Here is a 23076-nt window from a genome sequence, read left to right on the forward strand (position 1 = left end):
CGACGCGTTTGCGATCCTGGTCCGCTGGCCAACGCACTACACCTGTCAATCCGCGGGCCTGTTGTCCGCGAGACACCGCAAATCCCGCGTCACGTCGCCCATCACCGGCTCCCACGCACCGAACGTCCGTTGCCGGTACAGCGTCGCGGTCGGGTACCACGGGCTGTCGCGGCGCTCGAGCAGCCACGGCCAGTGCGGATTCACGTCGAGCAGCACCCAGGTGCGCGCGCCGAGCGCGCCCGACAGGTGCGCGACCGACGTGCACACGGTAATCACCAGATCCAGCGCGCCGATGAATGCGGCCGTATCGTCGAAGCTCGTCAGTTCCGCCGTCCAGTCCTCGATCGCGAAGCCGGCCGCGCGCGCCGCCGCGACATCCGCATGCGCGCCCGGCTGCAGCGAATGAAACGCGACGCCGTCGATCCCGCGGAACGCATCGGCATAACGCTCGAGCCCGACGCGCCGGAACGGATTGCGCTGGTGGCCCGCACTGCCCGTCCACACGAGCCCGACCTTCAGCCGGCCGTCGCCCGCGAGCCGCGCGCGCCACGCATCGCTTGCGCGCGGATCGGCCCGCAGGTACGGCACCGACGATCCGAGCGTCTCGTTCTCCATGCCGAGCATCAGCGGCAGGCCGATCAGCGGCACTTCGTAATCGAATGCGGGCAGCACGTCGACGCCGCCGCCCGCGCCGAACGCATCCGCATGCGCGCCGAGGCTGCGCTGCATCAGCGTGCCCACCTGCGGAAACGTATTCCACACGAGCCGGCCGCCCTCGCGATGCACGCGCTCGGCGAGCGGCGCGACGAAGCGGCTGAACTGCAGTACGTCGCCGAGCCCCTGTTCGCCCCACACGAGCAGCGTCTTGCCCGCGAGCGGCTCGCCCTGCCAGCGCGGGCCCGGCAGCACCGGCCGGCGGCCGCGCAGTTCGCCCGCGCCGTCCCAGCGCGCCTCGTGGCCGCGCCAGCCGGCCGCGTAATTGCCGCGCACGAGCTGGATGATCGCGAGATTGAAACGGAACGACGCATCGTCGGGCGCCAGCTCGCACGCACGTGCCGCGTAACGCTCGGCATCGTCCCAGCGCTGCGCCTCCTTCATCGCCATCGCGACGTTGTTCATCGCGAGTCCGTTGTCGGGCGCGAGGTCCGCGAGCCGCGCGGCACACGCGAGCGCGCCGTCCAGGTCGTGCGTCGCGATCCGCGCGACGACGAGGTTGATCCACGCCTGCACGTCGCGCGGATCGGCAATCACGGCCGCATCGAGCAGCGCGATCTCCTCCGCGCGGTCGCCGCCCGACAGCCGCAGCGCGATCGCGAGGTTGTTGCGCAGCGACGGCCAGCCGGCATCGACCGCCAGCGCGGCGCGGTACGGTGCGATGGCGTCCGCGTGACGGCCGGCCATCTGCAGCGCGTAGCCGTGATTGAAGTGCGCGGCCGCGCCCGGCCGCACGCGCGCCGCGCATTCGGCGAGCGCGAGCGCGTCGGCCACGCGCTGCCGCGCGACGAGCGCCACCGTGAGCTGCGCGAGCGCATCGGCGTCGACCGCATGCAGATGGGCGGCGGCGGCGAGCCACAGATCGTGCGCGGCGCGCTCGCCGCGCGCCTGCGCATCGGCGGCCTGCCCGAGCAGCGCGAGGAATGGCGGAAGCAGCGGAATGAGGATGTCGGTCGAGTCGTCCATGCAATCGGGATCGGCAAGCGGTGGCGCGGCACGCGTCGCGCGCCGCAATATGCGCATCTTAACGCCCGCGCGAAGCGGCGCGGAACGTACGGCCCGAACACGCGCAACGGTGCCTTCTGCCGCGTTCCGGCCGCATCCGGCCGCCGATCCGGTAAAATTACGCGTTTCAGCACACTAACAAGCCGCGCCGCCGCGCGAGCCGACCCTCCGGGCCCGCCCGGAGCGCCGCCCGCAACGGAGCGCCAGCGCCACGAAGGCTCTTCATGCTTACGTTTCAGCAAATCATCCTGACGCTGCAGTCCTACTGGGACAAGCAGGGTTGCGCTCTGCTCCAACCCATCGACATGGAAGTCGGCGCGGGCACGTCGCACGTCCACACGTTCCTGCGCGCGGTCGGCCCCGAGCCGTGGCGCGCCGCCTACGTGCAGCCGTCGCGCCGCCCGAAGGACGGCCGCTACGGCGAGAACCCGAACCGCCTGCAGCACTACTACCAGTACCAGGTCGTGCTCAAGCCGGCGCCGGAGAACATCCTCGACCTGTACCTCGGCTCGCTCGAAGCGCTCGGCTTCGACCTGAAGCAGAACGACGTGCGCTTCGTCGAGGACGACTGGGAAAACCCGACGCTCGGCGCGTGGGGCCTCGGCTGGGAAGTGTGGCTCAACGGGATGGAAGTCACGCAGTTCACGTATTTCCAGGAAGTCGGCGGCCTCGAATGCAAGCCCGTGCTCGGCGAAATCACGTACGGCCTCGAGCGCCTCGCGATGTACCTGCAGAAGGTCGAGAACGTGTACGACCTCGTGTGGACCGAGTGGGAAGAGCAAGGCCCGAACGGCCCCGAGCTGCGCCGCCTGTCGTATGGCGACGTCTACCACCAGAACGAGGTCGAGCAGTCGACCTACAACTTCGAGCACGCGAACGTCGATCTGCTGTTCACGTTCTTCAACAGCTACGAAGCCGAAGCGAAGCGGATGATCGACGCGCAGCTCGCGCTGCCCGCGTACGAACTCGTGCTGAAGGCCGGCCACACGTTCAACCTGCTCGATGCGCGCGGCGCGATCTCGGTGACCGAGCGCGCGGCGTACATCGGCCGCATCCGCGCGCTGTCGCGTCTCGTCGCACAGGCTTATTACGACTCGCGCGAGAAGCTCGGCTTCCCGATGCTCGGCAACCCGCCGGGCGTGCCGGGCCTCACCACCGATGCCCAGGAAGCCGCGCAACCGGCATGGGCGCCGCCGCTCAAGGTCGAACGCAAGATCGATCAGGACTGACGAGACGAGATTTATTCCAAACATGACGCACAATCATCCCGCCCCCCTGCTCGTCGAACTGCTGACCGAAGAGCTGCCGCCGAAGGCCCTCGCGCGCCTCGGCGACGCATTCGCCGAAGGTCTCGCGCAACGCCTCGCGGCGCGCGACCTCGTCGAAGGCGAACTCGTGTTCGAACGCTACGCCACGCCGCGCCGCCTCGCCGTCGTCGTGCAGAACGTGCGCGCCGTCGCGCCGGACAAGCAGGTCCGCGAAAAGGTCCTGCCCGTATCGGTCGCGCTCGACGCGGAAGGCAAGCCGACGGCCCCGCTCGCGAAGAAGCTCGCGGCGCTCGGCCACCCGAACCTGTCGATCGCCGATCTCGAGCGCGCGCAGGACGGCAAGGCCGAAGCGTTCTTCGTCAACTATTCGGCAGCCGGCGCGACGCTCGCCGACGGCCTGCAGGCCGCGCTCGACGAAACGCTCGCGAAGCTGCCGATCCCGAAGTTCATGACCTACCAGCGCCCGGACGGCTCCGACGTGAAGTTCGTGCGCCCCGTGCATCGCCTCACGGTGCTGCATGACGATCGCGTCGTGCCCGTCACCGCGTTCGGCATCGACGCCGGCGACACCACGCTCGGCCATCGCTTCCTGTCCGACGGCCTCGTCGCGATCCAGCACGCGAGCGCGTATGCCGACACGCTGCGCGACAAGGGCCGCGTGATCGCGCACTTCGTCGACCGCCGCGAAACGATCCGCACGCAGCTGAACGAACACGCGAACGGCGACACGGTCGTGATGCCCGAATCGCTGCTCGACGAAGTGACGTCGCTGGTCGAATGGCCGGTCGTCTACCCGTGCCGCTTCGAGGACGAATTCCTGCAGGTTCCGCAGGAATGCCTGATCCTCACGATGCAGACGAACCAGAAGTATTTCGCGCTGACCGACGTCGAAGGCAAGCTGCGCTCGCGCTTCCTGATCGTGTCGAACATCGCGACCAAGACGCCCGGCGAGATCATCGAAGGCAACGAGCGCGTCGTGCGCCCGCGCCTCGCCGATGCGAAGTTCTTCTTCGAGCAGGACAAGAAGAAGCCGCTCGCCGACCGCGTGCCGCAGCTCGCGAACGTCGTGTATCACAACAAGCTCGGTTCGGCGCTCGCGCGCGTCGAGCGCCTCGAGGCGCTGGCCGGCGAGATCGCGCCCGCGATCGGCGCCGACGCCGCGCACGCGCAGCGTGCCGCGCGCCTGGCGAAGGCCGACCTGCTGACCGACATGGTCGGCGAGTTCCCGGAACTGCAGGGCACGATGGGCACGTACTACGCGCGCCACGACGGCGAAGCCGACGACGTCGCCCTCGCATGCGCCGAGCATTACCAGCCGCGCTTCTCCGGCGACGCGCTGCCGACCACGCCCGTGTCGACCGCCGTCGCGCTCGCCGACAAGCTCGAGACGATCGTCGGCATCTGGGGCATCGGCCTCGCGCCGACCGGCGAGAAGGATCCGTTCGCGCTGCGCCGTCACGCGCTCGGCGTGCTGCGCCTGCTGCTCGAGAAGCAGCTGCCGCTCGATCTCGTGTCGCTGCTGCGCACGACCCATGCGCGCTTCGAAGGCGTGCCGGGCGTGGCCGAATCGACCGACGCCATCTTCGCGTTCTTCATCGATCGCCTGCGCGGCCTGCTGCGCGAGCGCGGTTATTCGGCCGGTGAGGTCGACGCGGTGCTGAGCCTGAACCCGACGCGCGTCGACGATCTCGTCGCGCGCCTCGACGCGGTGCGCGAGTTCACGCGCCTCGCGGAAGCCGAAGCGCTCGCGGCCGCGAACAAGCGGATCTCGAACATCCTGAAGAAGTCGGAAGGCGGCGCGAACGGCGCGGTGCAGCCGGCGCTGCTCGTCGAGCCCGCCGAGAAAGCGCTGCACGAACAGCTCACGGCCGTGACGCCGCACGTGCAGTCGCAGCTCGAGGCGCGTGCGTACACGGGCGCGCTGTCGGCGCTCGCCGCGCTGCGCGTGCCGGTCGACACGTTCTTCAACGACGTGATGGTCAACGCGGAGGATCCGGCGCTGCGAGCGAACCGTCTCGCACTGCTGTCCGCGCTGCACCAGCAGATGAACTGCGTCGCCGACATCTCGAAGCTCGCCGCATAAGGGCCGCACGATGCCGACCAGCCCCAACCGAAAGCTCGTCGTCCTCGACCGGGACGGCGTGATCAACGTCGATTCGGATGCGTTCATCAAGACGCCCGACGAATGGATCGCGCTGCCCGGCAGCCTCGAGGCGATCGCCCGGCTCAACCACGCAGGCTATCGCGTGGTGGTCGCGACCAACCAGTCCGGCATCGGTCGCGGGCTGTTCGACATGGCCGCGCTCAACGAGATGCACCTGAAGATGCATCGCGCGGCGGCCGCGGTCGGCGCGCGCATCGACGCGGTGTTCTTCTGTCCGCACACGGCCGAGGATCACTGCGACTGCCGCAAGCCGAATCCCGGCATGATGCAGATGATCACCGAACGCTTCGAGATCGATCCCGATCACACGCCGGTCGTCGGCGATTCGCTGCGCGACCTGCAGGCCGGCGTCGCGGTCGGCTTCCAGCCGCACCTCGTGCTGACCGGCAAGGGCAAGAAAACGCTCGCCGCGGGCAATTTGCCGCCCGGCACGAAGGTCCACGACGACCTGCGCGCGTTCGCGCTCGATTTTCTTTCACACGAACACGAGTGATGCAGCCGCCGCGCGCATCCTCCCTAACGCCAGACCCACGCCGATGCGCTTCGTCCGCTCCCTGCTGCTGCTGATTTACTTCATCGTATACACGGTGCCGTACGCCACCGCGTGCTTCATCGCGTTCCCGTTCATGCGCCCCGACGCGCGCTACTGGATGGCGGCCGGCTGGTGCAAGTCGACGCTGTGGGTCGTGCGCTGGCTGAACGGCATCCACTACCGGATCGAAGGGATGGACAACCTGCCCGACGGCCCGGCCGTGCTGCTGTCGAAGCATCAGTCCGCGTGGGAAACGCTCGCGTTTCCGGCGCTGATGCCGAAGCCGCTCTGCTACGTGTTCAAGCGCGAGCTGCTGTACGTGCCGTTCTTCGGCTGGGCGCTCGGGCTGCTGCACATGGTCAACATCAACCGCAAGGAAGGCAAGAACGCGTTCACCTCGGTGATCCGCCAGGGCAAGAAGCGCCTGTCGGAAGGCGCGTGGATGATCATGTTCCCCGAAGGCACGCGCACGCCGGTCGGCAAGCAGGGCAAGTACAAGACGGGCGGCGCACGCTTCGCGATCGAAACCGGCGCGCCCGTCGTGCCGATCGCGCACAATGCAGGACGGGTGTGGCCGCGCAACTCGTTCACGAAATTCCCTGGCGTCGTCACCGTGTCGATCGGCAAGCCGATCCCCGTCGAGGGGCTGACGCCCGATGCATTGAACTCGCAGGTCGAAGCATGGATCGAAGCGGAAATGCGCCGCATCGATCCCGACTCCTATCGCCAGGCGGGCAATGCAGGCACGCGCGATGCCGCGCGCGTCTGAATCCCGCGGATTGCAGCCGTTGCATACGACAACAAGAAGCGAACTGATGAAACAGCGTCCGCGGCCACGGCCAGCCGTCGTGGCCCTCGATCATCGCCAGATGGATCTGCCGCTCTTCGACGGGCCGGCCGCCGCACCGTCGGCGCCCGCCAAACCGCCGGCGCCGCCCGAAGCGGCGCCCGCAGCGCCTCTCGATCCGGGCCCGGCACCCGACCGCTCGCGCGTGCGCACGTTCGCCCTCGACAGCCGCGTGCTCGAATACCGCCTGAAGCGCTCGGCGCGCCGCACGATCGGCTTCACGATCGACGGCAGCGGGCTGTCGATCACCGCACCGCGCTGGGTCACGCTCGCCGACATCGAGGCCGCGATCTCCGAGAAACAACGCTGGATCTTCGCGAAGCTCGCCGAGTGGAAGACGCGCACCGAGCAGCGCGCGCTGCCGCAGATCGACTGGCGCGACGGCGCGCAGCTTCCGTATCTCGGCAAGACAGTGACGATCGCGCTCGGCGCGGGCGCCGTCGCATTCGATGCCGAAGCGCTGCGGCTCTCGCTGCCGCTGCCCGTGCAGGCCGACATGCAGCAGATCAAGGATCGCGTGCAGGGCTGGCTGCAGGGCGAGGCCAAGCGGATCTTCGGCGAACGCCTCGCGGTCTATGCGGAAATGCTCGGCGTCACGTATTCGATGTATGCGCTGTCGTCGGCCGCGACGCGCTGGGGCAGTTGCTCGAGCGACGGCAAGATCCGCCTGAACTGGCGGCTCATCCATTTCCCGATGTCGATCATCGACTACGTCGTCGCGCACGAGCTGTCGCACCTGCGCGAGATGAACCACAGCCCGGCCTTCTGGCAGACCGTCGAGTCGATCTTCCCCGAGTTCCGCGAGGCACGGCACACGCTCAAGCATCATCCGCCCGAGCTGCTGCCGTCGCTGTAACGCCCGCCGGCCTTGCCGTAAACGCGAACGGGCGATGCGGGTCACCCCGCACCGCCCGTTGACGCCACCGCCGCGCGCATCGCGCGCCGCGGTGCGTTCATCCGGCGCTCAGTGCGCCTTCTTCTGGATGAACTCGATCTTGTAGCCGTCCGGATCCTCGACGAACGCGATCACGGTCGTGCCGTGCTTCATCGGGCCCGCTTCGCGCGTGACCTTGCCGCCTTGCGCCTTGATCTTCTCGCACGCCGCGTAGGCATCCTCCACCGCCACCGCCAGGTGGCCGAAGCCGTTGCCGAGATCGTAGGACGGCGTGTCCCAGTTGTGGGTCAGCTCGATCACGGTGCCCTTGCTTTCGTCTTCGTAGCCGACGAACGCGAGTGTGAACTTGCCTTCCGGATAATCCTCGCGACGCAGCAGCTTCATGCCGAGCAATTCGGTGTAGAACTTGATCGAGCGGTCGAGATCGCCGACTCGCAGCATCGTATGCAGCAAACGCATGTCTTGTACTCCTGTGGGGGCCTTTCCAGAACCGGAAACTCTACCAGAGACGGGTGAACTTCGCCGGGGACGCCCGGCCGGCAGCGACCGATACCGCGCAGCGGTTCGATATCCGCGAGCGCGAGCGCCGCAGCGACCAACAGCACAACCTGGCTCCCCCCTGCTCCCCCGCCGATCGGGTAACATCCCTCCACTTCGCACCAAAAGCGGGCATGCGGCCCACGCCCCGAACGCGACCACCTTCCCATTCAGCCACACTGCCGTGCGAAACCGCCCCTTCGAGCGCGCCGGACGCGCCGCTCACCCGACCTCGCGGCCGCCGTGCCGGACCGGCGAGGTGCGCCGATGACCGCACTCGCCGCCGCCCCCGTGCGCCGCGCGCTCGACACGCGCGCCGTCGGCCTGATGTTGCTGCTGTGCGCGATCTGGGGCTTCCAGCAGGTCGCGATCAAGAGCACCAACGCCGCGATCGCGCCGATGTTCCAGGCCGGGCTGCGCTCGGTGATCGCCGCGATGCTGCTGTGCGGCTGGACCCGCGCGCGCGGCACGCCACTGTTCCAGGCGGACGGCACGTTCCGCGCGGGCCTCGCGGCCGGTACGCTGTTCGCCGGCGAATTCGTCTGCGTGTTCTTCGGGCTGACGCTGACGAGCGCGTCGCACATGGCGATCTTCCTGTACACGGCACCGTGCTTCACCGCGCTCGGGCTGCACCTGTTCGCGCCGGGCGAACGGCTGCAGCGCACGCAGTGGGTCGGCGTCGGCCTCGCGTTCGCCGGCATCGCGCTCGCGTTCGCGGACGGCTTCCTGAAGCCGCGCGCGCCCGGCGCATCCGTGCTGGCGGGGCTGGCCGGCGACGCGCTCGGCATTCTCGGCGGTGCGATGTGGGCCGCGACGACGGTCGTCGTGCGCTCGACGGCGCTCGCGCGCGCAAGCGCGAGCAAGACGCTGTTCTACCAGCTCGCGGTATCCGCCGTCGTGCTGGTCGCGCTCGCCGCGCTGTTCGGCCAGGTATCGTTCGCGCACGTCACGCCGATAGCGGTGGCGAGCCTCGCGTACCAGTCGGTGATCGTCGCGTTCGTCAGCTACCTGTCGTGGTTCTGGCTGCTGACGCGCTACAGCGCGTCGCGGCTGTCCGTGTTCACGTTCCTGTCGCCGCTGTTCGGCGTCGCGTTCGGCGTACTGCTGCTCGGCGAATCGGTCGGCTGGCGTTTCATGTCCGCGGCCGCGCTCGTGCTGACCGGCATCGCGCTGGTCAACGCGCCGCCGCGCAGGCGGGCGTGACGGCGGGCGGCGGCCCGCCCCGACGTGCGAACGGCACGCATGCAATAAAAAAGGCTGCCCCGTCGGGCAGCCTCGTCGATACTTCCGCTCCGGCTCGGGCGACGTGCGTTACCCGGCCTTGCGCAGCGCCGCGAGCGCCTGCGCGACGCCGACGTATTCGGCCACGCTCACGTCCTCCGCACGGCGCGCGAGGTCGAAGCCGAGCGCATCGAAATCGATCGTCTCGCGGTAGTCGCCGAGCGTATTGCGCAGCATCTTGCGACGCTGCGAAAACGCGGCGGTGACGATTTCACCGAGCAGCACGGGATCGACGTCGGGCAGTTCGTGCGGCTCGTACGGAATCATCCGGACGATCGCCGAATCGACCTTCGGCGGCGGCTGGAACGATTCCGGCGGCACGTCGAGCATCTTTTCCATCACGTAGCGGTACTGCAGCATCACCGACAGCCGCGAAAACGCCTTCGTGCCCGGCTCCGCGACCATCCGTTCGACGACTTCGTTCTGCAGCATGAAATGCTGGTCGATGACCGCATCGGCGAACGTCATCAGGTGAAACAGCAACGGGCTGGAAATGTTGTACGGCAGGTTGCCGACGATCCGCAGCGACGGCTTGTCGCCGGGCACCGCGAGCGACCGGAAGTCGAACGCGAGCGCGTCGCCCGCGTGCAGCTCGAGCAACGCGCCGAAGCGCTGTTGCAGGCGCCCGATCAGGTCGCGGTCGAGCTCGACCGCATGCAGCGGCGCCTCGGGCGTCGCGAGACGCTCGATCAGCGGCCCGGTCAGCGCGCCGAGCCCGGGGCCGATCTCGACCATGCGCTGGCCGCGCGCGGGGCCGATCGTCGAGACGATCGAGTCGATCACGCCGTGATCGACGAGGAAGTTCTGCCCGAAGCGCTTGCGCGCGAAGTGGCCTTGGTGCTGTCTGCTGTTCGACATCGACTGAGTAAAGCGAAAAATACGACGAATGAGGTGAGGCCGGGCCGCGTCAGGCGGCGCGGCGATGGCGCGCCATCGTGACGGCCGTGTCGAGCGCGGCAATCATGCTGCCCGGATCCGCGCGGCCCGTGCCGGCCAGATCGAGCGCGGTGCCGTGATCGACCGACGTACGGATGATCGGCAGCCCGAGCGTCACGTTGATGCCCTCGCCGAACGTCGCGTATTTCAGCACGGGCAAACCCTGGTCATGGAACATCGCGAGCACGCAATCGGCGTCCGCGAGATGGCGCGGCTGGAACAGCGTGTCGGCCGGATACGGGCCGCGCGCGTCGATGCCCTGTGCTTGCGCGCGGGTCAGCGCCGGCGAGATCACGTCGATCTCCTCGCGGCCGAGATAACCGTTCTCGCCCGCGTGCGGGTTGAGGCCCGTCACGAGGATGCGCGGCGCGGCAAGACCGAAGTCGCGCCGCAGGTCGCGATCGATGATCGCGAGCGTCTCGACGAGCCCGTCGATCGTCAGCGCGGCCGACACGTCCTTCAGCGGCAGGTGCGTCGTCGCGAGCGCGACGCGCAGCGGCTTGTCGCCGGTGCCCGCCAGCATCATCACGACACGCGGCGTATGCGTGCGTTCCGCCAGGTATTCGGTATGGCCGGTAAACGGCACGCCCGCATCGTTGATCGTGCTCTTCTGCAGCGGCGCGGTAACGATCGCGTCGTACCGGCCTGCCAGCGCGCCGTCGATCGCCGCGTCCAGCAGCCCGAGCACGTACCGGCCGTTCGCCGCGTCGAGCTTGCCCGCCTGAGCGGGGACGGCGAGCGCGCAATGCGCGACCGACACCTGCCCGCCACCGGCAAGCGTGGTGCGGTCGGCGCCGACGGCTGCCGCACGCGCGTCGAGCAGCGCCGCATCGCCGAGCACGATGAAATGCGCGTCGGGCCAGCGCTGCGCGGCGTCACGCAGCGCCTGCACGGTCAGCTCCGGGCCGACTCCCGCGGGTTCGCCAGTCGTGATCGCGATCTGCAGCGCGGGCGTGGTCATCCGAAGCTCGCTCAGTTCGCCGGACCGGCGCCGCCGATCTTGTACTGAACGTACGACGAATCGCGCAGCTCGCGCAGCCAGTCGGCATACGCCTGCTCGGCCTTGCGCTGGCCGATCGCCTGGCGCGCGATGTCCATCTGCTGCTGCACCGAGCCTTCCGCGTCGCGGCGGTTCAGCACCTGGATCAGGTGGTAGCCGTATTCGGTACGAATCGGCTGGCTGATCTGGCCGTCCTGCAGGTTGTTCATCGCACGCTCGAATTCCGGCACGGTCTCGCCCGGGCTGATCCAGCCGAGATCGCCGCCCTGCGACGCCGAACCGTCCTGCGAGTAGGTACGCGCGAACTTCGCGAAATCGCCGCCGGCCTCGACCTGCTTGCGGATGTCGACCAGTTGCTGGCGCGCCTGGCCTTCCGACTTGCCCTCGCCCACGCGCAGCAGGATGTGGCGCACGTGCGTCTGGACGATCTTCGGCGCCGCGGCCGTCGCGCCCTGGCTCTGGCGGCGGTCGACGAGACGCACGATCTCGAAGCCGTCCGGCACGCGGATCAGCGTCGGGTTGACCTCGCCCGGGCGCAGCTTCGAGGCGGCATCGACGACTTCGGGCGGCAGCGTGCTCGGCGCCTTGAAGCCGAGATCACCACCCTTCTTCGCGTCGTTCGCTTCCGAATTGTTCTTCGCGAGCCGCTCGAAATCGGCGCCCGACTTCGCCTGCTGCAGCAGCGCTTCGGCCTTCTTCTGCGCTGCGTCGATGTCGGCCTGCGGCGCGTTGGTCGGCGCCTTGATGAAGATGTGCTGGAAGCGCAGGTCCTGCTGCTGGGCCGCGTTCGGCCCGCGCTGGCTCGCGATGTAGTTCGCGACTTCGGCGTCCGACACGGTGATCTTGCCGTCGACCTCGCGCTCGCGCAGCTTCGACAGCATCAGCTCGGTGCGCGCATCGCTCGTGAAGATGCTCCACGGCACGCCTTGCGCCTCGAGACGCGCGCGATACTGGTCGAGCGTCATCCCGTTCGCTTGCGCGAGACGCTGCAGCGTGGACTGCACGGTCGCGTCGTCGATGCGGATTCCGTCGTCCTTGGCCTTCTGCACCTGGATCCGCTCGAGCACCATCTGGTTCAGCACCTGTGCGCGCAACTGGTCGTCAGGCGGCACCGGCGCGTTCTGCTGCTGCAGGCGGCGCGCGATCAGGCCGGCGCGCTGGTCGAGTTCGCGGCTCGTGATCACGTCGTTGTTGACGACCGCGACGACTTCGTCGGCGAGCTGCGCACCCTGCGAACCGAGCGCCTGCGCCGCGGCCGGCGCGGCGGCGAGCAGCACGGCGGACGCGGCGAGGCTGGACACGACTGCCGCGAAACGAAGGTTTTTCTTCATTGCCACTGAAACTCCATTGAAATCGTGCTGACCGGTGCAGACAAGCCGGCGTTACTCGTAGTTGCTGAAGCGGGACATCGGCGGCGGCGGCGGCGGTAACGGCGTGTAGCCAGCCACCCCGGCGCGGAATGCGGACACGAGGCCGTTGTCGATGGTCGACAACCCCTTGAGCGTGAGCTGCATCATGAAACGCGTCGACGAACTCTGCTGTCCCGACGAATTGATGCCGTTCGCAGCCCGCTGCACGCCGACCCCGAGCGCCCAGCAATCCGCGTCGTATTGTAAGCCGAGCAGACCGTCGACCACGCGATCGCCGGCGAGATCGAAGTTGAAGCGGCCGATCGCATACAGGCGGCGCGTGAGCGGCCATTGCGCGGACACCAGGAACTGGTTGATCGGCAGGCCGTCGAGCGTGGGGGTCGCGCGCGTATAGCGGTAGCCGACGTTGATCACGCGGCGCTCGCCCGGGCTGTAACCGAAACCGATGCTCGACTTCGCGAGCTGGTTGTTGTTCTGGTTGTACTGGAACGCCGTCTCCGACATGAAGCCCGAGCCGAGCTTCAGCGAGGCGCCGACGATCAGGTCCGAGTGGCGCGCCTGTGCGGCGGTCTGGCCGGAATTCAGCGTGACGCGCTGATCGGCGAAGTAGTACTGCTGCGCGATCACGAAACGCGCACGCTCGTCGCCGGTGCGCGGGTCGATGAAGCGCGACGTGAGGCCGGCCGTGATCCGGTTCGCATCGGCGATCCGGTCGTTGCCGACGAACGTGTTCGGCTGGTAGATCTCCGCGAGGCCGAAGTCCGATTCCGCAGTGTCGAACAGCGGCGCGTTCGACTGGTCGCGGTACGGTGTGTACACGTAGTACAGGCGCGGCTCGAGGGTCTGGATGAAGTCCTGGCCGAACAGGTGCACCGAGCGGTCGAAGATCAGGCCCGTATCGAAGCTGACGGTCGGGATCGACTCGGTGAAGCGCTTCGGGCTGTTCGGCGTTTTCGACGACAGGTAGTTCAGGTCGTACGACGCGAAGTGGTACTGGACCTTCGGCACGACGAAGTAGCCGGGGCCGTACACGCCATACGCGATGTACGGGTTGAAGACGATCCGGTCGCCTTCGGTCGCATCGGCCGTCGTGATGCGGAACCGCGAATAGTCGGCCTCCGCGCCGTAGTCGAAGCCGCCGACGTTGTACTTCGTGTACTTCACGTTCAACTGCGGCTCGCGGCTGTACGGCGCGATCGACGGCGGCAGCGTCTGCCAGTGCTGGTAGCGCGCAAGCACCGACCACGGGCCGTTGTTGTACGTAAGGCCCGCTTCCTGCTGGTACAGCGTCTGCGTCCCGTTGATGAACTGGTTCGACGAACCCAGTTGTTCGGGATAGGTGTTGTCCGAGACCTTGTTGTAGTAGATGTAGCCGCCGAAACCGCCGCCGAAGTTCTGCTGGTGCTGCCAGTAGATCGCGTAGCGGTTGCGGTGCTCGAGCCGGTCATCCGGCAGGTAATTGGCCGTAAACGTGCCCGAATACGACGGCGACAGGTAGCGGAACGTCGCCTCGGTCATCACGCCGCGCCGCGAGATGATGCGCGGCGTGAGCGTCAGGTCGCGGTTCGGCGCGATGTTGAAGTAGTACGGCAGCGTCAGCTCGAACCCGTTGCTCGAGTTCACCGAGAACGTCGGCGGCAGCAGGCCGCTGCGCCGATCGCCCGACAGCGGGAACGTCATCCACGGGCTCGCGAAGATCGGCACGCCCTGGAAGAACAGCACGCTGTTGCGCACGGTGCCTTCGTCGGCGCCCGTATCGAAGTCGAAGCGGCTGCCCTTGATGTACCACGCGGGGTTCGTCGAGCACTGGCACGCGGTGTAGGTGCCGTTGAAGAACACCGAGCGCTCGTTGTCGAGCATGTCGGCGCGCTCCGCGCTGCCCGACCCGCCCGTCATGTTGAAGTGATACTTCGGCGCCGTCATGAAACCCTGGTTCGCCTCGATCTTCAGATGCGCCTCGGGGCCGACGAACGACGTGCCGGAATTGAATACCTTGACCTGGCCGTATGCATCGGCCATGTCGGTATCCTGATCGTAGTGGATCGCGTCGGCCTTCACGATGGCCTCACCGCGCCGCAGTTCGGCCGAACCCTTCGCGGCAAGATCCTGCTCGGCCGTGCCGCTCGTGTGGTCGGCGATCACGAAGGCGGCCGGCTTCGCGCCGTCCTTCAGCGGATGATCCTCGAGCTGGGGTGCGAGACGCAGATCCCACGGCGAGTCGAGCGGCTGCGGCTGCGCGGCCGCGCCCGACAGCTGCGCGTACGACACGGCCGGCACGAGGCCGGGCACGGCCAGGAGCGCGAGCGCGAGCCGCCGTTTGCGCGGCGCCCCGTCACCGGGGAAAACATTCGGGAATAGCGGTTTGGGCGGCATCTATCGTTTGGCGAATCGCCCCTTGTCAACCGCGCCTTCACACACGGCGGGCCGCGCCGTCGCACCGCGACTGCGGCTGAGCGCAAACCGGGGAGGCGATCGGGCGGACGGCGCGACAGGCGGCGGGCCTGCACGGCGGAAGCTGACGCGGGGCGCGTCAAAAAAGTCGTGGGGTATTATATGGCAAGACGTTCTCCCCTCCCCCGAGTTTCATGACGCCCCCATCCGCCGCATCCCAGCCCGACGCCCGCATCGAAGCGCTTACCGCGTGGCTGCACCCGCTCGCCGAGCGCTACGCCCTCGACCTGTCGACCCTCGCGCCGGCGTCGTCGGACGCCAGTTTCCGCCGCTATTTCCGTGTCGCATCGGCCACGAGCCCGGGCGGCACGCTGATCGCCGTCGACGCGCCGCCGCCCGAGAAGTGCCGCGAATTCGTCCAGGTCGCGCAATTGCTCGCCGCGGCCGGCGATCACGTGCCGGACGTGCTGGCCCACGATTTCGACGCGGGCTTCATGCTCGTGACGGACCTCGGCCGCACGTCGTACATCTCGGTGCTCGATCCGGCCAACCCGGCCGCCGCGAAGCCGCTGATGCGCGACGCGCTCGACGCGCTGATCCGCTTCCAGCTCACGTCGAAGCCCGACGTGCTGCCGCCGTTCGACGAGGCGTTCCTGCGCCGCGAAATGGAGCTGATGCCCGAGTGGTACGTCGGCCGCCACCTCGGCAAGCCCGTCACCGACGCGATGCGCGGCACGCTCGACCGCACCTTCGCACTGCTGGTCGCCAGCGCGCACGCGCAGCCGCAGGGTTTCATGCTGCGCGACTTCATGCCGCGCAACCTGATGGTCTGCGAGCCGAACCCGGGTGTGCTCGACTTCCAGGACGCCGTCTACGGGCCGCTGACGTACGACGTCGTGTCGCTGCTGCGCGACGCGTTCATCAGTTGGGACGAGGAGTTCGAGCTCGACTGCTTCGCGTACTACTGGGAAAAGGCGAAAAAGGCCGGCCTGCCGGTCGACCCCGATTTCGGCGAGTTCTACCGCCAGCTCGAATGGATGGGCCTGCAGCGCCACATCAAGGTTCTCGGCCTGTTCGCGCGCATCAATTACCGCGACGGCAAGCCGCACTACCTGAACGACCTGCCGCGCTTCGTCACGTATGCGCGCAAGGTCGCGCTGCGCTACCGCCCGCTCGTGCCGTTCGCGAAGCTGCTCGACGCGCTCGAGGGCAACGCGCCGGCCGACGTCGGCTATACGTTCTGACCGTCCCGACCGACCCCACACCCAGCCGAACATGAGCGACACCCTGACCACGGCGATGATCTTCGCCGCCGGGCGCGGCGAACGGATGCGCCCGCTGACCGACACCCACCCGAAACCGCTGCTCGAAGCGGGCGGCAAGCCGCTGATCGTGTGGCAGATCGAAGCGCTCGCGCGTGCGGGCATCGAGACGATAGTGATCAACCACGCCTGGCTCGGCGAGCGGATCGAGGCCGCGCTCGGCGACGGTTCGCGCTGGGGCGTGCGGATTGCGTATTCGGCCGAGGGCGACGCGCTGGAGACCGCCGGCGGAATTGCGCAGGCGCTGCCGCTGCTGGAGCGCGACGGGCGGTCGACGGTGTTCGTCGCGGTGGCCGGCGACGTGTTCGCCGAGTTCGATTACGGCAAGCTCGCCGTCCGTGCAGCGCGCATGTCGACGCTCGACGCGCCCGCGATGCATCTCGTGATGGTGCCGAATCCGCCGTTCCATCCGTCCGGCGACTTCGTGCTCGGTGGCGACGGGCGCCTGTCGCTCGACGGCGGCGAGCGCGTCACGTTCGGCAGCATCGGCCTGTACGACACGCGCATGTTCCGCGATCTCGCACCCGGCACGCGACGCGCACTGACGCCGTACTTCCGCGCGACGATCGAAGCCGGACGCGCGAGCGGCGAACTGTACGAAGGCATCTGGGAGAACGTCGGCACGCCTGCGCAACTCGGCGAGCTCGACGCGCGGCTGCGCGCCGCGGACTGACCGAACGACGGACGGTCCGGCACGGCGCCGCCCGCACATCCTTCCGGCAGACCGCCGCCTGCCTGCCGCGCGCCACGGCGCGCAGCCCCGCCGCTTACGCGGCCTCGGCCTCTTCGCCGCCCGCCGCCGCGCGCTGCTGCTGCAGCGCCCACATCTGCGCATACAGTCCGTCCGCGCGCACGAGTTCGTCGTGCGTGCCGCGCTCGACGATCCGCCCGTGATCCATCACCAGGATCTGCTGCGCGTGCACGACCGTCGACAGCCGGTGCGCGATCACGAGCGTCGTGCGATGCCGCGCGATCTGGTCGAGCTCGTGCTGGATCGCGCGTTCCGAGCGCGAATCGAGCGCCGACGTCGCCTCGTCGAACAGCAGGATCGGCGGATCCTTCAGCAGCGTGCGCGCGATCGCGACGCGCTGCTTCTCGCCGCCCGACAATTTCAGCCCGCGCTCGCCGACCGGCGTGTCATAGCCCTTCGGCAAGCTTTCGATGAATTCGTGGATGTGCGCGGCGCGCGCGGCCGCGACCACCTCGTCGCGGGTCGCGGTCGGCCGGCCGTACGCGATGTTGTAGTAGATCGAATCGTTGAACAGCACGGTGTCTTGCGGCACGATCCCGATCGATGCGCGCAGCGAGTCCTGCGTGACGTCGCGGATATCCTGGCCGTCGATGCGGATCGCGCCGCCGGCCTGCCGGTCGAGATCGTAGAAGCGGAACAGCAGCCGCGACAGCGTCGACTTCCCGGAGCCGCTGTGGCCGACCACCGCGGTCGTCGTGCCCGCGTCGATCGTGAACGTCACGTCGTGCAGGATCGGCCGCGCCGGCTCGTACGCGAAGTTCACGTGCTCGAAGCGCACCTGCGCGCCGGCCACCGCGAGCGGCCGCGCATCGGGCAAGTCCGCGACTTCCTTCGCGGACGACAGCAGCCCGAACATCCGGTCCATGTCGGTGAGGCTCTGCTTCAGCTCGCGATAGACGACGCCGAGAAAATTCAGCGGAATATAGAGCTGCAGCATGAACGTGTTGATCAGCACGAGATCGCCGAGCGTCAGCTTGCCCGCGAGCACGCCCTGCGTCGCGCGCCACAGGATCAGCACGAGCCCCGTGCCGATGATCGCCTGCTGGCCGAAGTTCAGCACCGACAGCGAATTCTGCGAGCGGATCGCGGCCTTCCGGTAGCGCTTCAGGTTCTCGTCGTAGCGCTGCGCTTCCCACTCCTCGTTGCCGAAATACTTCACCGTCTCGTAGTTGATCAGCGAATCGATCGCCCGCGAGTTCGCGCGCGAGTCGAGCTCGTTCATCGTGCGGCGGAAGTGCGTGCGCCAGTTGGTGACCTTCACGGTGAACACGATGTACGTGGCCAGCGCCGCGAACGTCACGTACGCGTAATAGGCCTCGTACTTGACCACGAAGAAGCCGAGCACGAGCCCGACCTCGACGAGCGTCGGCAGGATGCTGTACAGCGAATAGGAGATCAGTTGCTGGATGCCGCGTGTGCCGCGCTCGATGTCGCGCGACATGCCGCCCGTCTGGCGCTCGAGATGGAAGCGCAGCGACAGCCCGTGCAGGTGCCTGAACACCTGCAGCGCGAGCTGGCGCACCGCGCTCTCGGTGACCTTCGAGAACAGGATCTCGCGCAGTTCGGTAAACAGCGACGTCGACAGCCGGACGAGCGCATACGCGATGACCAGCAGCCCGACGCCGCCCGCGAGCACGATGCCGGCCGACTGTTCGGCGCGGCCGAGCGCGGTGAGCTGCTGCACGGACGACAGGTGGTCGACGATGCGCTTCATCACGACCGGCACGCCAAGGTTGGCGACCTTCGCGCCGATCAGGCAGCCGAGCGCGAGCGCGACACGCCATTTGTAGGTGGCCAGATACGGCAGCAGCGACCGGATGGTCTGCCAGTCGTTGCGGGGCCCGGTCGAAGCCGGCGCGGGCTCACCGGAAGCAGGAAATCGGCGCATGGGGGGAAGGATCGGCGGCTGCGCCGGACGCGTGCATCGGCGGCCGGCTCGCCCGCTTTCTCGTACAATTTGCGAACGTTGTATTGTCGCAGAAGCCGCTTCGCGCCGCTGCCGGCGGCCTCGCCGGCCAGCCTGCGCGCGGTGGCCTATTTATTACAGGATGAAAGCCCCCGCCATGACCGATTCGACCCTCGACCTCCCGCAAATGCAGCCCGCGCTGCGCGTCGTCCCGCAACCGCACGACGCGAACGTCCACGGCGACGTGTTCGGCGGCTGGATCATGTCGCAGGTCGACATCGCCGGCTCGATCCCCGCGAGCCAGCGCGCGAACGGCCGCGTCGCGACGGTCGCGGTCAACTCGTTCGTGTTCAAGCAGCCGGTGTTCGTCGGCGATCTGCTGAGCTTCTACGCGACCATCACGCGCACCGGCAACACGTCGATCACGGTCGACGTCGAGGTGTACGCGCAGCGCATGCGCCTGATGGGCGAAGTCGTAAAGGTCACCGAAGCAACGCTCACGTACGTCGCGACCGGCCCGGACCGCAAGCCGCGGCAACTGCCGCCGCTCTGACAGGCGAGCGCTGCTCTGCTGCGCGGCACGCGACCACGTCAGTGCGTGGCCGTCAGCCCGAACTCCCGCATCGCGGGCAGGAAATCGTGATTCAGCTTCGGCTTGCGCGACAGCTTCACCAGCACGTAGCGCTGGAACGGCGCGAGCCGCTGCCACTGCGCGAGCGCGGGCGCCGACAGCCCGGCCAGCGCGCTCTGCTGCACGAGCGACTCCGGCACCGTATCGACGGCGCGCCAGGTCGGCCGCTCGTCCGGCTGGAACCATGACGGTTCCAGATCGGCATGCGTGCGCAGCATCTCGAACAGCGCGTGATCGAAGTTGGGCTCGATCGCGGTGTCGTCGTCGGCCGGAAAGCGCGCGAGCAGCTTGCGGTCCTCGAGCGGCAGCAACTGCCATTGCTCGAGCGAAATCCGCAAACCGAAGCGGTCGAGGTTGAAACGCACGATCATCGGGATGTACGTGAAGTTTTCCGACGAATCGTGTTCGAAATTGAATAGCAACGGAGCGTCGCTGAGTCCCATGGTCGTTACCTGACTTGGCGGATGCCGGCGCGGCCGGCCTGCCTGAGGTATTTTAGAACCTCTGCGCGCGGGCGGCGGACACGATTGTCGCCGGCCGTGCTTCGAATCAACGGGAGTGCTCGTGAATCCGACCAAGATCGATCAACCGCGCGACGAACCGGGCGCCGAACCGCGCGGCGCGATCGAACTGTCCGTGAGCCGCACGCGCGGCGGCACCGTCGAAACCGCGCACGACTACGTCGGCCAGGAATGGCCCGTCGCACTCGTCTTCAACGGCATCTCGCATGCGGTGATGATGTGTACGCCATGCGACCTCGAGGCGTTCGCGGTCGGTTTCGCGATCTCGGAAGGGATCGTCGCGCGCGGCAGCGACATCAAGGACATCGAGGTGATCCTGCATACCGACGCGCCGCTGCCGCACGCGGAAGTGCACCTGGAAGTCGTCCAGCAGGCGTTCGCCGCGCTGAAGGACCGGCGCCGCGCGCTCGCGGGGCGCACCGGCTGCGGCGTGTGCGGGATCGAAAGCATCGATTTGCTCGACCTCGCGCCCGAACGCGTGCCCGACACGGGCTTTCTCGCGCGCCTCGCGCCCGACGCGCTGGCACGCGCCGCGCATGCGCTGCCGGCCCACCAGGCGCTCACGCAGCTCACGGGCGGCCTGCATGCGGCCGCGTGGTGCGACGCAACAGGCGCGATCCGGACGGCGTTCGAGGACGTCGGCCGCCACAACGCGCTGGACAAGCTGATCGGCTCGCTCGTGCTGTCGCGCGCCGACACGACCGACGGCTTCGTATTCCTGTCGAGCCGCGCCAGCTACGAACTCGTGCGCAAGGCCGCCCGGGTCGGCATCCCGCTGGTCGCGACAATCTCCGCGCCGTCATCGCTCGCGATCGAGATCGCGAAGGCGGCCGGTTTGCGGCTCGTCAGCTTCTGCCGCGAAACCGGCCACGTCGACTACGGCACGGCCTGATCGCAAGGGCGGGATCGCGCCGGCGGTCCCCCGCCGGCGCGGCCCGTTCCGTCAGTCGAACTGACGGAAATCCGGCTTGCGCTTCTCGAAGAACGCCGTCATCGCCTCGCGCGCTTCCGGCGCGCGCAGCATCGCGGAGAAATGCCCCGCCTCTTCGGCCATCCGCGCGGCGGTCGCCACGCCGCCCGTATCCTTCAGCAGCGCCTTCGTCACGCGCAGCGACGACGCCGGCAGCGCCGCGAGCTTCGCCGCCTGCTTCGCCGCGAACGCGTCGAGCTCGGCCGCCGGCAGCACGCGGTTCACGATACCGATCCGGTGCGCTTCCAGTGCGTCGAACGCCTCGCCGAGCAGCAGCTTCTCCGCGGCGACCTGATGGCCGGCCAGGCGCGGCAGCAGCACGCTCGATGCGGCTTCCGGGCACAGCCCGAGCTGCGCGAACGGCAGAGAGAACACTGCGGTATCGGCCGCGTAGACCAGATCGCAGTGCAACAGCATCGTCACGCCGACGCCGACCGCGATGCCCGGCACCGCAGCGACGACCGGTTTCTGCGCACTGCTGATCCGCGCGAGGAACTGGAACACCGATGCGGTCTCATCCTTCGGCGGCGCCTTCAGGAAATCCTCGAGATCGTTCCCCGCGCTGAAATTGCCGTCGCTGCCGCGCAGCAGGATCACGCGGACCGCCTTGTCTTCCTGCGCGTCGGCGAGGGCATCGGCCATCGTCTGGTACATCGCCGCCGTCAGCGCATTCTTCTTCGCCGGGCGCGCGATCGTGATCGTCATCACGCCTTCGGCGCGTTCCACTTGAATTTCGGACACAGCCGTCTCCTTTGACTTGCCTCTACCGGAATGAAAAAACGGTGCGCGAGCTCGTGGCCCACGCACCGTCGTCGCTATGGTCGCGTCCCGCTTACAGACGTTCGATGATGCCTGCGGCGCCCATGCCGGTGCCGACGCACATCGTGACCATGCCGTACTTCAGGTTGCGGCGGCGCAGGCCGTGCACGACGGTCGCCGCGCGGATCGCGCCGGTCGCGCCGAGCGGGTGGCCGAGCGCGATCGCGCCGCCCAGCGGGTTGACCTTCGACGGGTCGAGGCCGAGATCGCGGATCACCGCCAGCGATTGCGCGGCGAACGCCTCGTTCAGCTCGATCCAGTCGAGATCGTCCTGCTTCAGGCCCGCAGCCTTCAGCGCGGCCGGAATCGCTTCCTTCGGGCCGATGCCCATGATTTCCGGCGGCACACCGCGCACCGCGAAGCTCACGAAGCGCGCGAGCGGCGTCAGGTTGAACGCCTTGAGCACCTTCTCCGACACGACCAGCAGCGCACCCGCGCCGTCCGACGTCTGCGAGCTGTTGCCGGCCGTGACCGAACCCTTGTTCGCGAACACCGCGCGCAGCTTCGCGAGGCCTTCGATCGACGTATCCGCACGCGGACCTTCGTCGAGCGCGATCTCGCGCGTCTTCACGTCGACTTCGCCCGTTGCCAGGTTCGGGAAACGCTCGGTGAGCGTGTACGCGGCGATCTCGTCGTTGAACTCGCCGGCCTGCTGCGCGGCGAGCGCCTTGCGGTGCGACTCGACCGAGAACGCGTCCTGGTCTTCGCGGCTCACCTTCCACTGTTCGGCGACACGCTCGGCCGTCAGGCCCATCCCGTACGCGATGCCGAAATCTTCGTTGCGATCGAAGATGTGCGGCGACATCGACGGCTTGTTGCCCATCATCGGCACCATGCTCATCGATTCGCAGCCGCCCGCGAACAGCGCATCCGACTCGCCGACGCGGATGCGGTCGGCCGCCATCGCGAGCGCGGTGATGCCCGACGCGCAGAAACGGTTGACCGTCACGCCGCCGACCGTCTGCGGCAGGCCCGCGAGCAGCGCGCCCATGCGCGCGACGTTCAGGCCCTGTTCGGCTTCCGGAATCGCGCAGCCGATGATCGCGTCCTCGATCAGCTTCGTGTCGAAGCCGGGCACCTGCGCGACCGCCGACTTGATCGCGTGGACCAGCAGCTCGTCCGGGCGCGTGTTCTTGAACACACCGCGCGGTGCCTTGCCGATCGGGGTGCGGCTGGCGGCGACGATGTATGCGTCTTGCAATTGTTTGCTCATTTC

The 23076-nt window shown here is 68.1% G+C and carries 20 protein-coding genes; 10 read left to right on the plus strand and 10 right to left on the minus strand.

Going from position 1 to position 23076, the window contains the following annotated elements; all coding sequences use genetic code 11:
* Nucleotides 1-45: 45 nt before the first annotated feature.
* On the minus strand, nucleotides 46-1680 hold the full coding sequence (locus tag ACN22W_RS15070; protein ID WP_419685296.1) for a hypothetical protein: 1635 nt from the start codon (nucleotides 1678-1680) through the stop codon (nucleotides 46-48).
* A gap of 263 nt (nucleotides 1681-1943) precedes the next feature.
* On the opposite strand from ACN22W_RS15070, the gene glyQ reads away from it, so the two are divergent.
* The 5 genes from glyQ to ACN22W_RS15095 are packed head-to-tail and all read left to right on the plus strand — an operon-like array spanning nucleotide 1944 to nucleotide 7386.
* On the plus strand, nucleotides 1944-2948 hold the full coding sequence (gene glyQ / locus ACN22W_RS15075; RefSeq protein WP_080970672.1) for a glycine--tRNA ligase subunit alpha: 1005 nt from the start codon (nucleotides 1944-1946) through the stop codon (nucleotides 2946-2948).
* A gap of 22 nt (nucleotides 2949-2970) precedes the next feature.
* Nucleotides 2971-5070: a glycine--tRNA ligase subunit beta gene (gene glyS / locus ACN22W_RS15080; RefSeq protein ID WP_419685297.1), complete on the plus strand. Its 2100-nt coding sequence runs from the start codon at nucleotides 2971-2973 to the stop codon at nucleotides 5068-5070.
* Nucleotides 5071-5080: 10 nt separating this feature from the next.
* Nucleotides 5081-5644, plus strand: coding sequence for a D-glycero-beta-D-manno-heptose 1,7-bisphosphate 7-phosphatase (gmhB, locus tag ACN22W_RS15085; RefSeq protein WP_129512924.1), 564 nt, complete (start codon nucleotides 5081-5083; stop codon nucleotides 5642-5644).
* Nucleotides 5645-5687: 43 nt separating this feature from the next.
* Nucleotides 5688-6452 (plus strand): lysophospholipid acyltransferase family protein, encoded by a 765-nt coding sequence (locus tag ACN22W_RS15090; protein ID WP_343492397.1) that lies wholly within the window; start codon nucleotides 5688-5690, stop codon nucleotides 6450-6452.
* Nucleotides 6453-6498: 46 nt separating this feature from the next.
* On the plus strand, nucleotides 6499-7386 hold the full coding sequence (locus ACN22W_RS15095) for a M48 family metallopeptidase (protein WP_129512926.1): 888 nt from the start codon (nucleotides 6499-6501) through the stop codon (nucleotides 7384-7386).
* Between the two features lie 108 nt (nucleotides 7387-7494).
* Here ACN22W_RS15095 and gloA read toward each other — a convergent pair whose 3' ends face one another.
* Nucleotides 7495-7884 (minus strand): lactoylglutathione lyase, encoded by a 390-nt coding sequence (gene gloA, locus ACN22W_RS15100; protein WP_419685298.1) that lies wholly within the window; start codon nucleotides 7882-7884, stop codon nucleotides 7495-7497.
* A 345-nt stretch (nucleotides 7885-8229) separates the two neighbouring features.
* Between gloA and ACN22W_RS15105 the strand changes: the two genes are divergently transcribed.
* Complete coding sequence (locus ACN22W_RS15105) at nucleotides 8230-9165, plus strand: DMT family transporter (protein ID WP_419685299.1); 936 nt, start codon at nucleotides 8230-8232, stop codon at nucleotides 9163-9165.
* Between the two features lie 108 nt (nucleotides 9166-9273).
* Here the strand turns inward: ACN22W_RS15105 and rsmA are convergent, their stop codons facing one another.
* Genes rsmA through ACN22W_RS15125 form a run of 4 tightly spaced genes read right to left on the minus strand, consistent with a single transcriptional unit; the run spans nucleotide 9274 to nucleotide 14922 of the window.
* Nucleotides 9274-10101 carry a 16S rRNA (adenine(1518)-N(6)/adenine(1519)-N(6))-dimethyltransferase RsmA gene (gene rsmA / locus ACN22W_RS15110; RefSeq protein ID WP_129512928.1) on the minus strand — a complete coding sequence of 276 codons (828 nt, stop codon included), beginning with the start codon at nucleotides 10099-10101 and terminating at the stop codon, nucleotides 9274-9276.
* 49 nt (nucleotides 10102-10150) lie between these two features.
* On the minus strand, nucleotides 10151-11140 hold the full coding sequence (gene pdxA / locus ACN22W_RS15115) for a 4-hydroxythreonine-4-phosphate dehydrogenase PdxA (protein ID WP_419685300.1): 990 nt from the start codon (nucleotides 11138-11140) through the stop codon (nucleotides 10151-10153).
* 11 nt (nucleotides 11141-11151) lie between these two features.
* Complete coding sequence (locus ACN22W_RS15120) at nucleotides 11152-12510, minus strand: peptidylprolyl isomerase (RefSeq protein WP_419685301.1); 1359 nt, start codon at nucleotides 12508-12510, stop codon at nucleotides 11152-11154.
* A gap of 51 nt (nucleotides 12511-12561) precedes the next feature.
* Entirely contained in the window at nucleotides 12562-14922 is a 2361-nt protein-coding gene (locus ACN22W_RS15125; protein WP_419685302.1) for an LPS-assembly protein LptD, read from the minus strand.
* A 212-nt stretch (nucleotides 14923-15134) separates the two neighbouring features.
* Here ACN22W_RS15125 and ACN22W_RS15130 point away from each other — a divergent pair, with 212 nt between their 5' ends.
* A complete protein-coding gene (locus ACN22W_RS15130; protein WP_419685303.1) occupies nucleotides 15135-16184 on the plus strand; it encodes an aminoglycoside phosphotransferase family protein in 1050 nt (349 codons plus the stop codon).
* 31 nt (nucleotides 16185-16215) lie between these two features.
* Nucleotides 16216-16935 carry an N-acetylmuramate alpha-1-phosphate uridylyltransferase MurU gene (murU, locus tag ACN22W_RS15135; RefSeq protein WP_419685304.1) on the plus strand — a complete coding sequence of 240 codons (720 nt, stop codon included), beginning with the start codon at nucleotides 16216-16218 and terminating at the stop codon, nucleotides 16933-16935.
* 94 nt (nucleotides 16936-17029) lie between these two features.
* Here the strand turns inward: murU and ACN22W_RS15140 are convergent, their stop codons facing one another.
* Complete coding sequence (locus ACN22W_RS15140; RefSeq protein ID WP_419685305.1) at nucleotides 17030-18901, minus strand: ABCB family ABC transporter ATP-binding protein/permease; 1872 nt, start codon at nucleotides 18899-18901, stop codon at nucleotides 17030-17032.
* A gap of 175 nt (nucleotides 18902-19076) precedes the next feature.
* Between ACN22W_RS15140 and ACN22W_RS15145 the strand changes: the two genes are divergently transcribed.
* Nucleotides 19077-19472 (plus strand): acyl-CoA thioesterase, encoded by a 396-nt coding sequence (locus ACN22W_RS15145; RefSeq protein ID WP_048242730.1) that lies wholly within the window; start codon nucleotides 19077-19079, stop codon nucleotides 19470-19472.
* A 38-nt stretch (nucleotides 19473-19510) separates the two neighbouring features.
* Here ACN22W_RS15145 and ACN22W_RS15150 read toward each other — a convergent pair whose 3' ends face one another.
* Complete coding sequence (locus ACN22W_RS15150) at nucleotides 19511-19993, minus strand: nitrate reductase associated protein (RefSeq protein WP_048242731.1); 483 nt, start codon at nucleotides 19991-19993, stop codon at nucleotides 19511-19513.
* Between the two features lie 115 nt (nucleotides 19994-20108).
* Between ACN22W_RS15150 and fdhD the strand changes: the two genes are divergently transcribed.
* Nucleotides 20109-20963 carry a formate dehydrogenase accessory sulfurtransferase FdhD gene (gene fdhD / locus ACN22W_RS15155; protein ID WP_419685306.1) on the plus strand — a complete coding sequence of 285 codons (855 nt, stop codon included), beginning with the start codon at nucleotides 20109-20111 and terminating at the stop codon, nucleotides 20961-20963.
* A gap of 51 nt (nucleotides 20964-21014) precedes the next feature.
* Here the strand turns inward: fdhD and ACN22W_RS15160 are convergent, their stop codons facing one another.
* Together ACN22W_RS15160 and ACN22W_RS15165 are read right to left on the minus strand one after the other, a co-directional pair.
* Nucleotides 21015-21782 carry an enoyl-CoA hydratase gene (locus ACN22W_RS15160; protein ID WP_419685307.1) on the minus strand — a complete coding sequence of 256 codons (768 nt, stop codon included), beginning with the start codon at nucleotides 21780-21782 and terminating at the stop codon, nucleotides 21015-21017.
* A 91-nt stretch (nucleotides 21783-21873) separates the two neighbouring features.
* Entirely contained in the window at nucleotides 21874-23073 is a 1200-nt protein-coding gene (locus ACN22W_RS15165; RefSeq protein WP_048242734.1) for an acetyl-CoA C-acyltransferase, read from the minus strand.
* Between the last annotated feature and the right edge of the window lie 3 nt (nucleotides 23074-23076).

Origin of the sequence: Burkholderia theae (assembly GCF_048565265.1) — a bacterium.
In the GTDB taxonomy this organism is placed as follows: domain Bacteria; phylum Pseudomonadota; class Gammaproteobacteria; order Burkholderiales; family Burkholderiaceae; genus Burkholderia; species Burkholderia theae.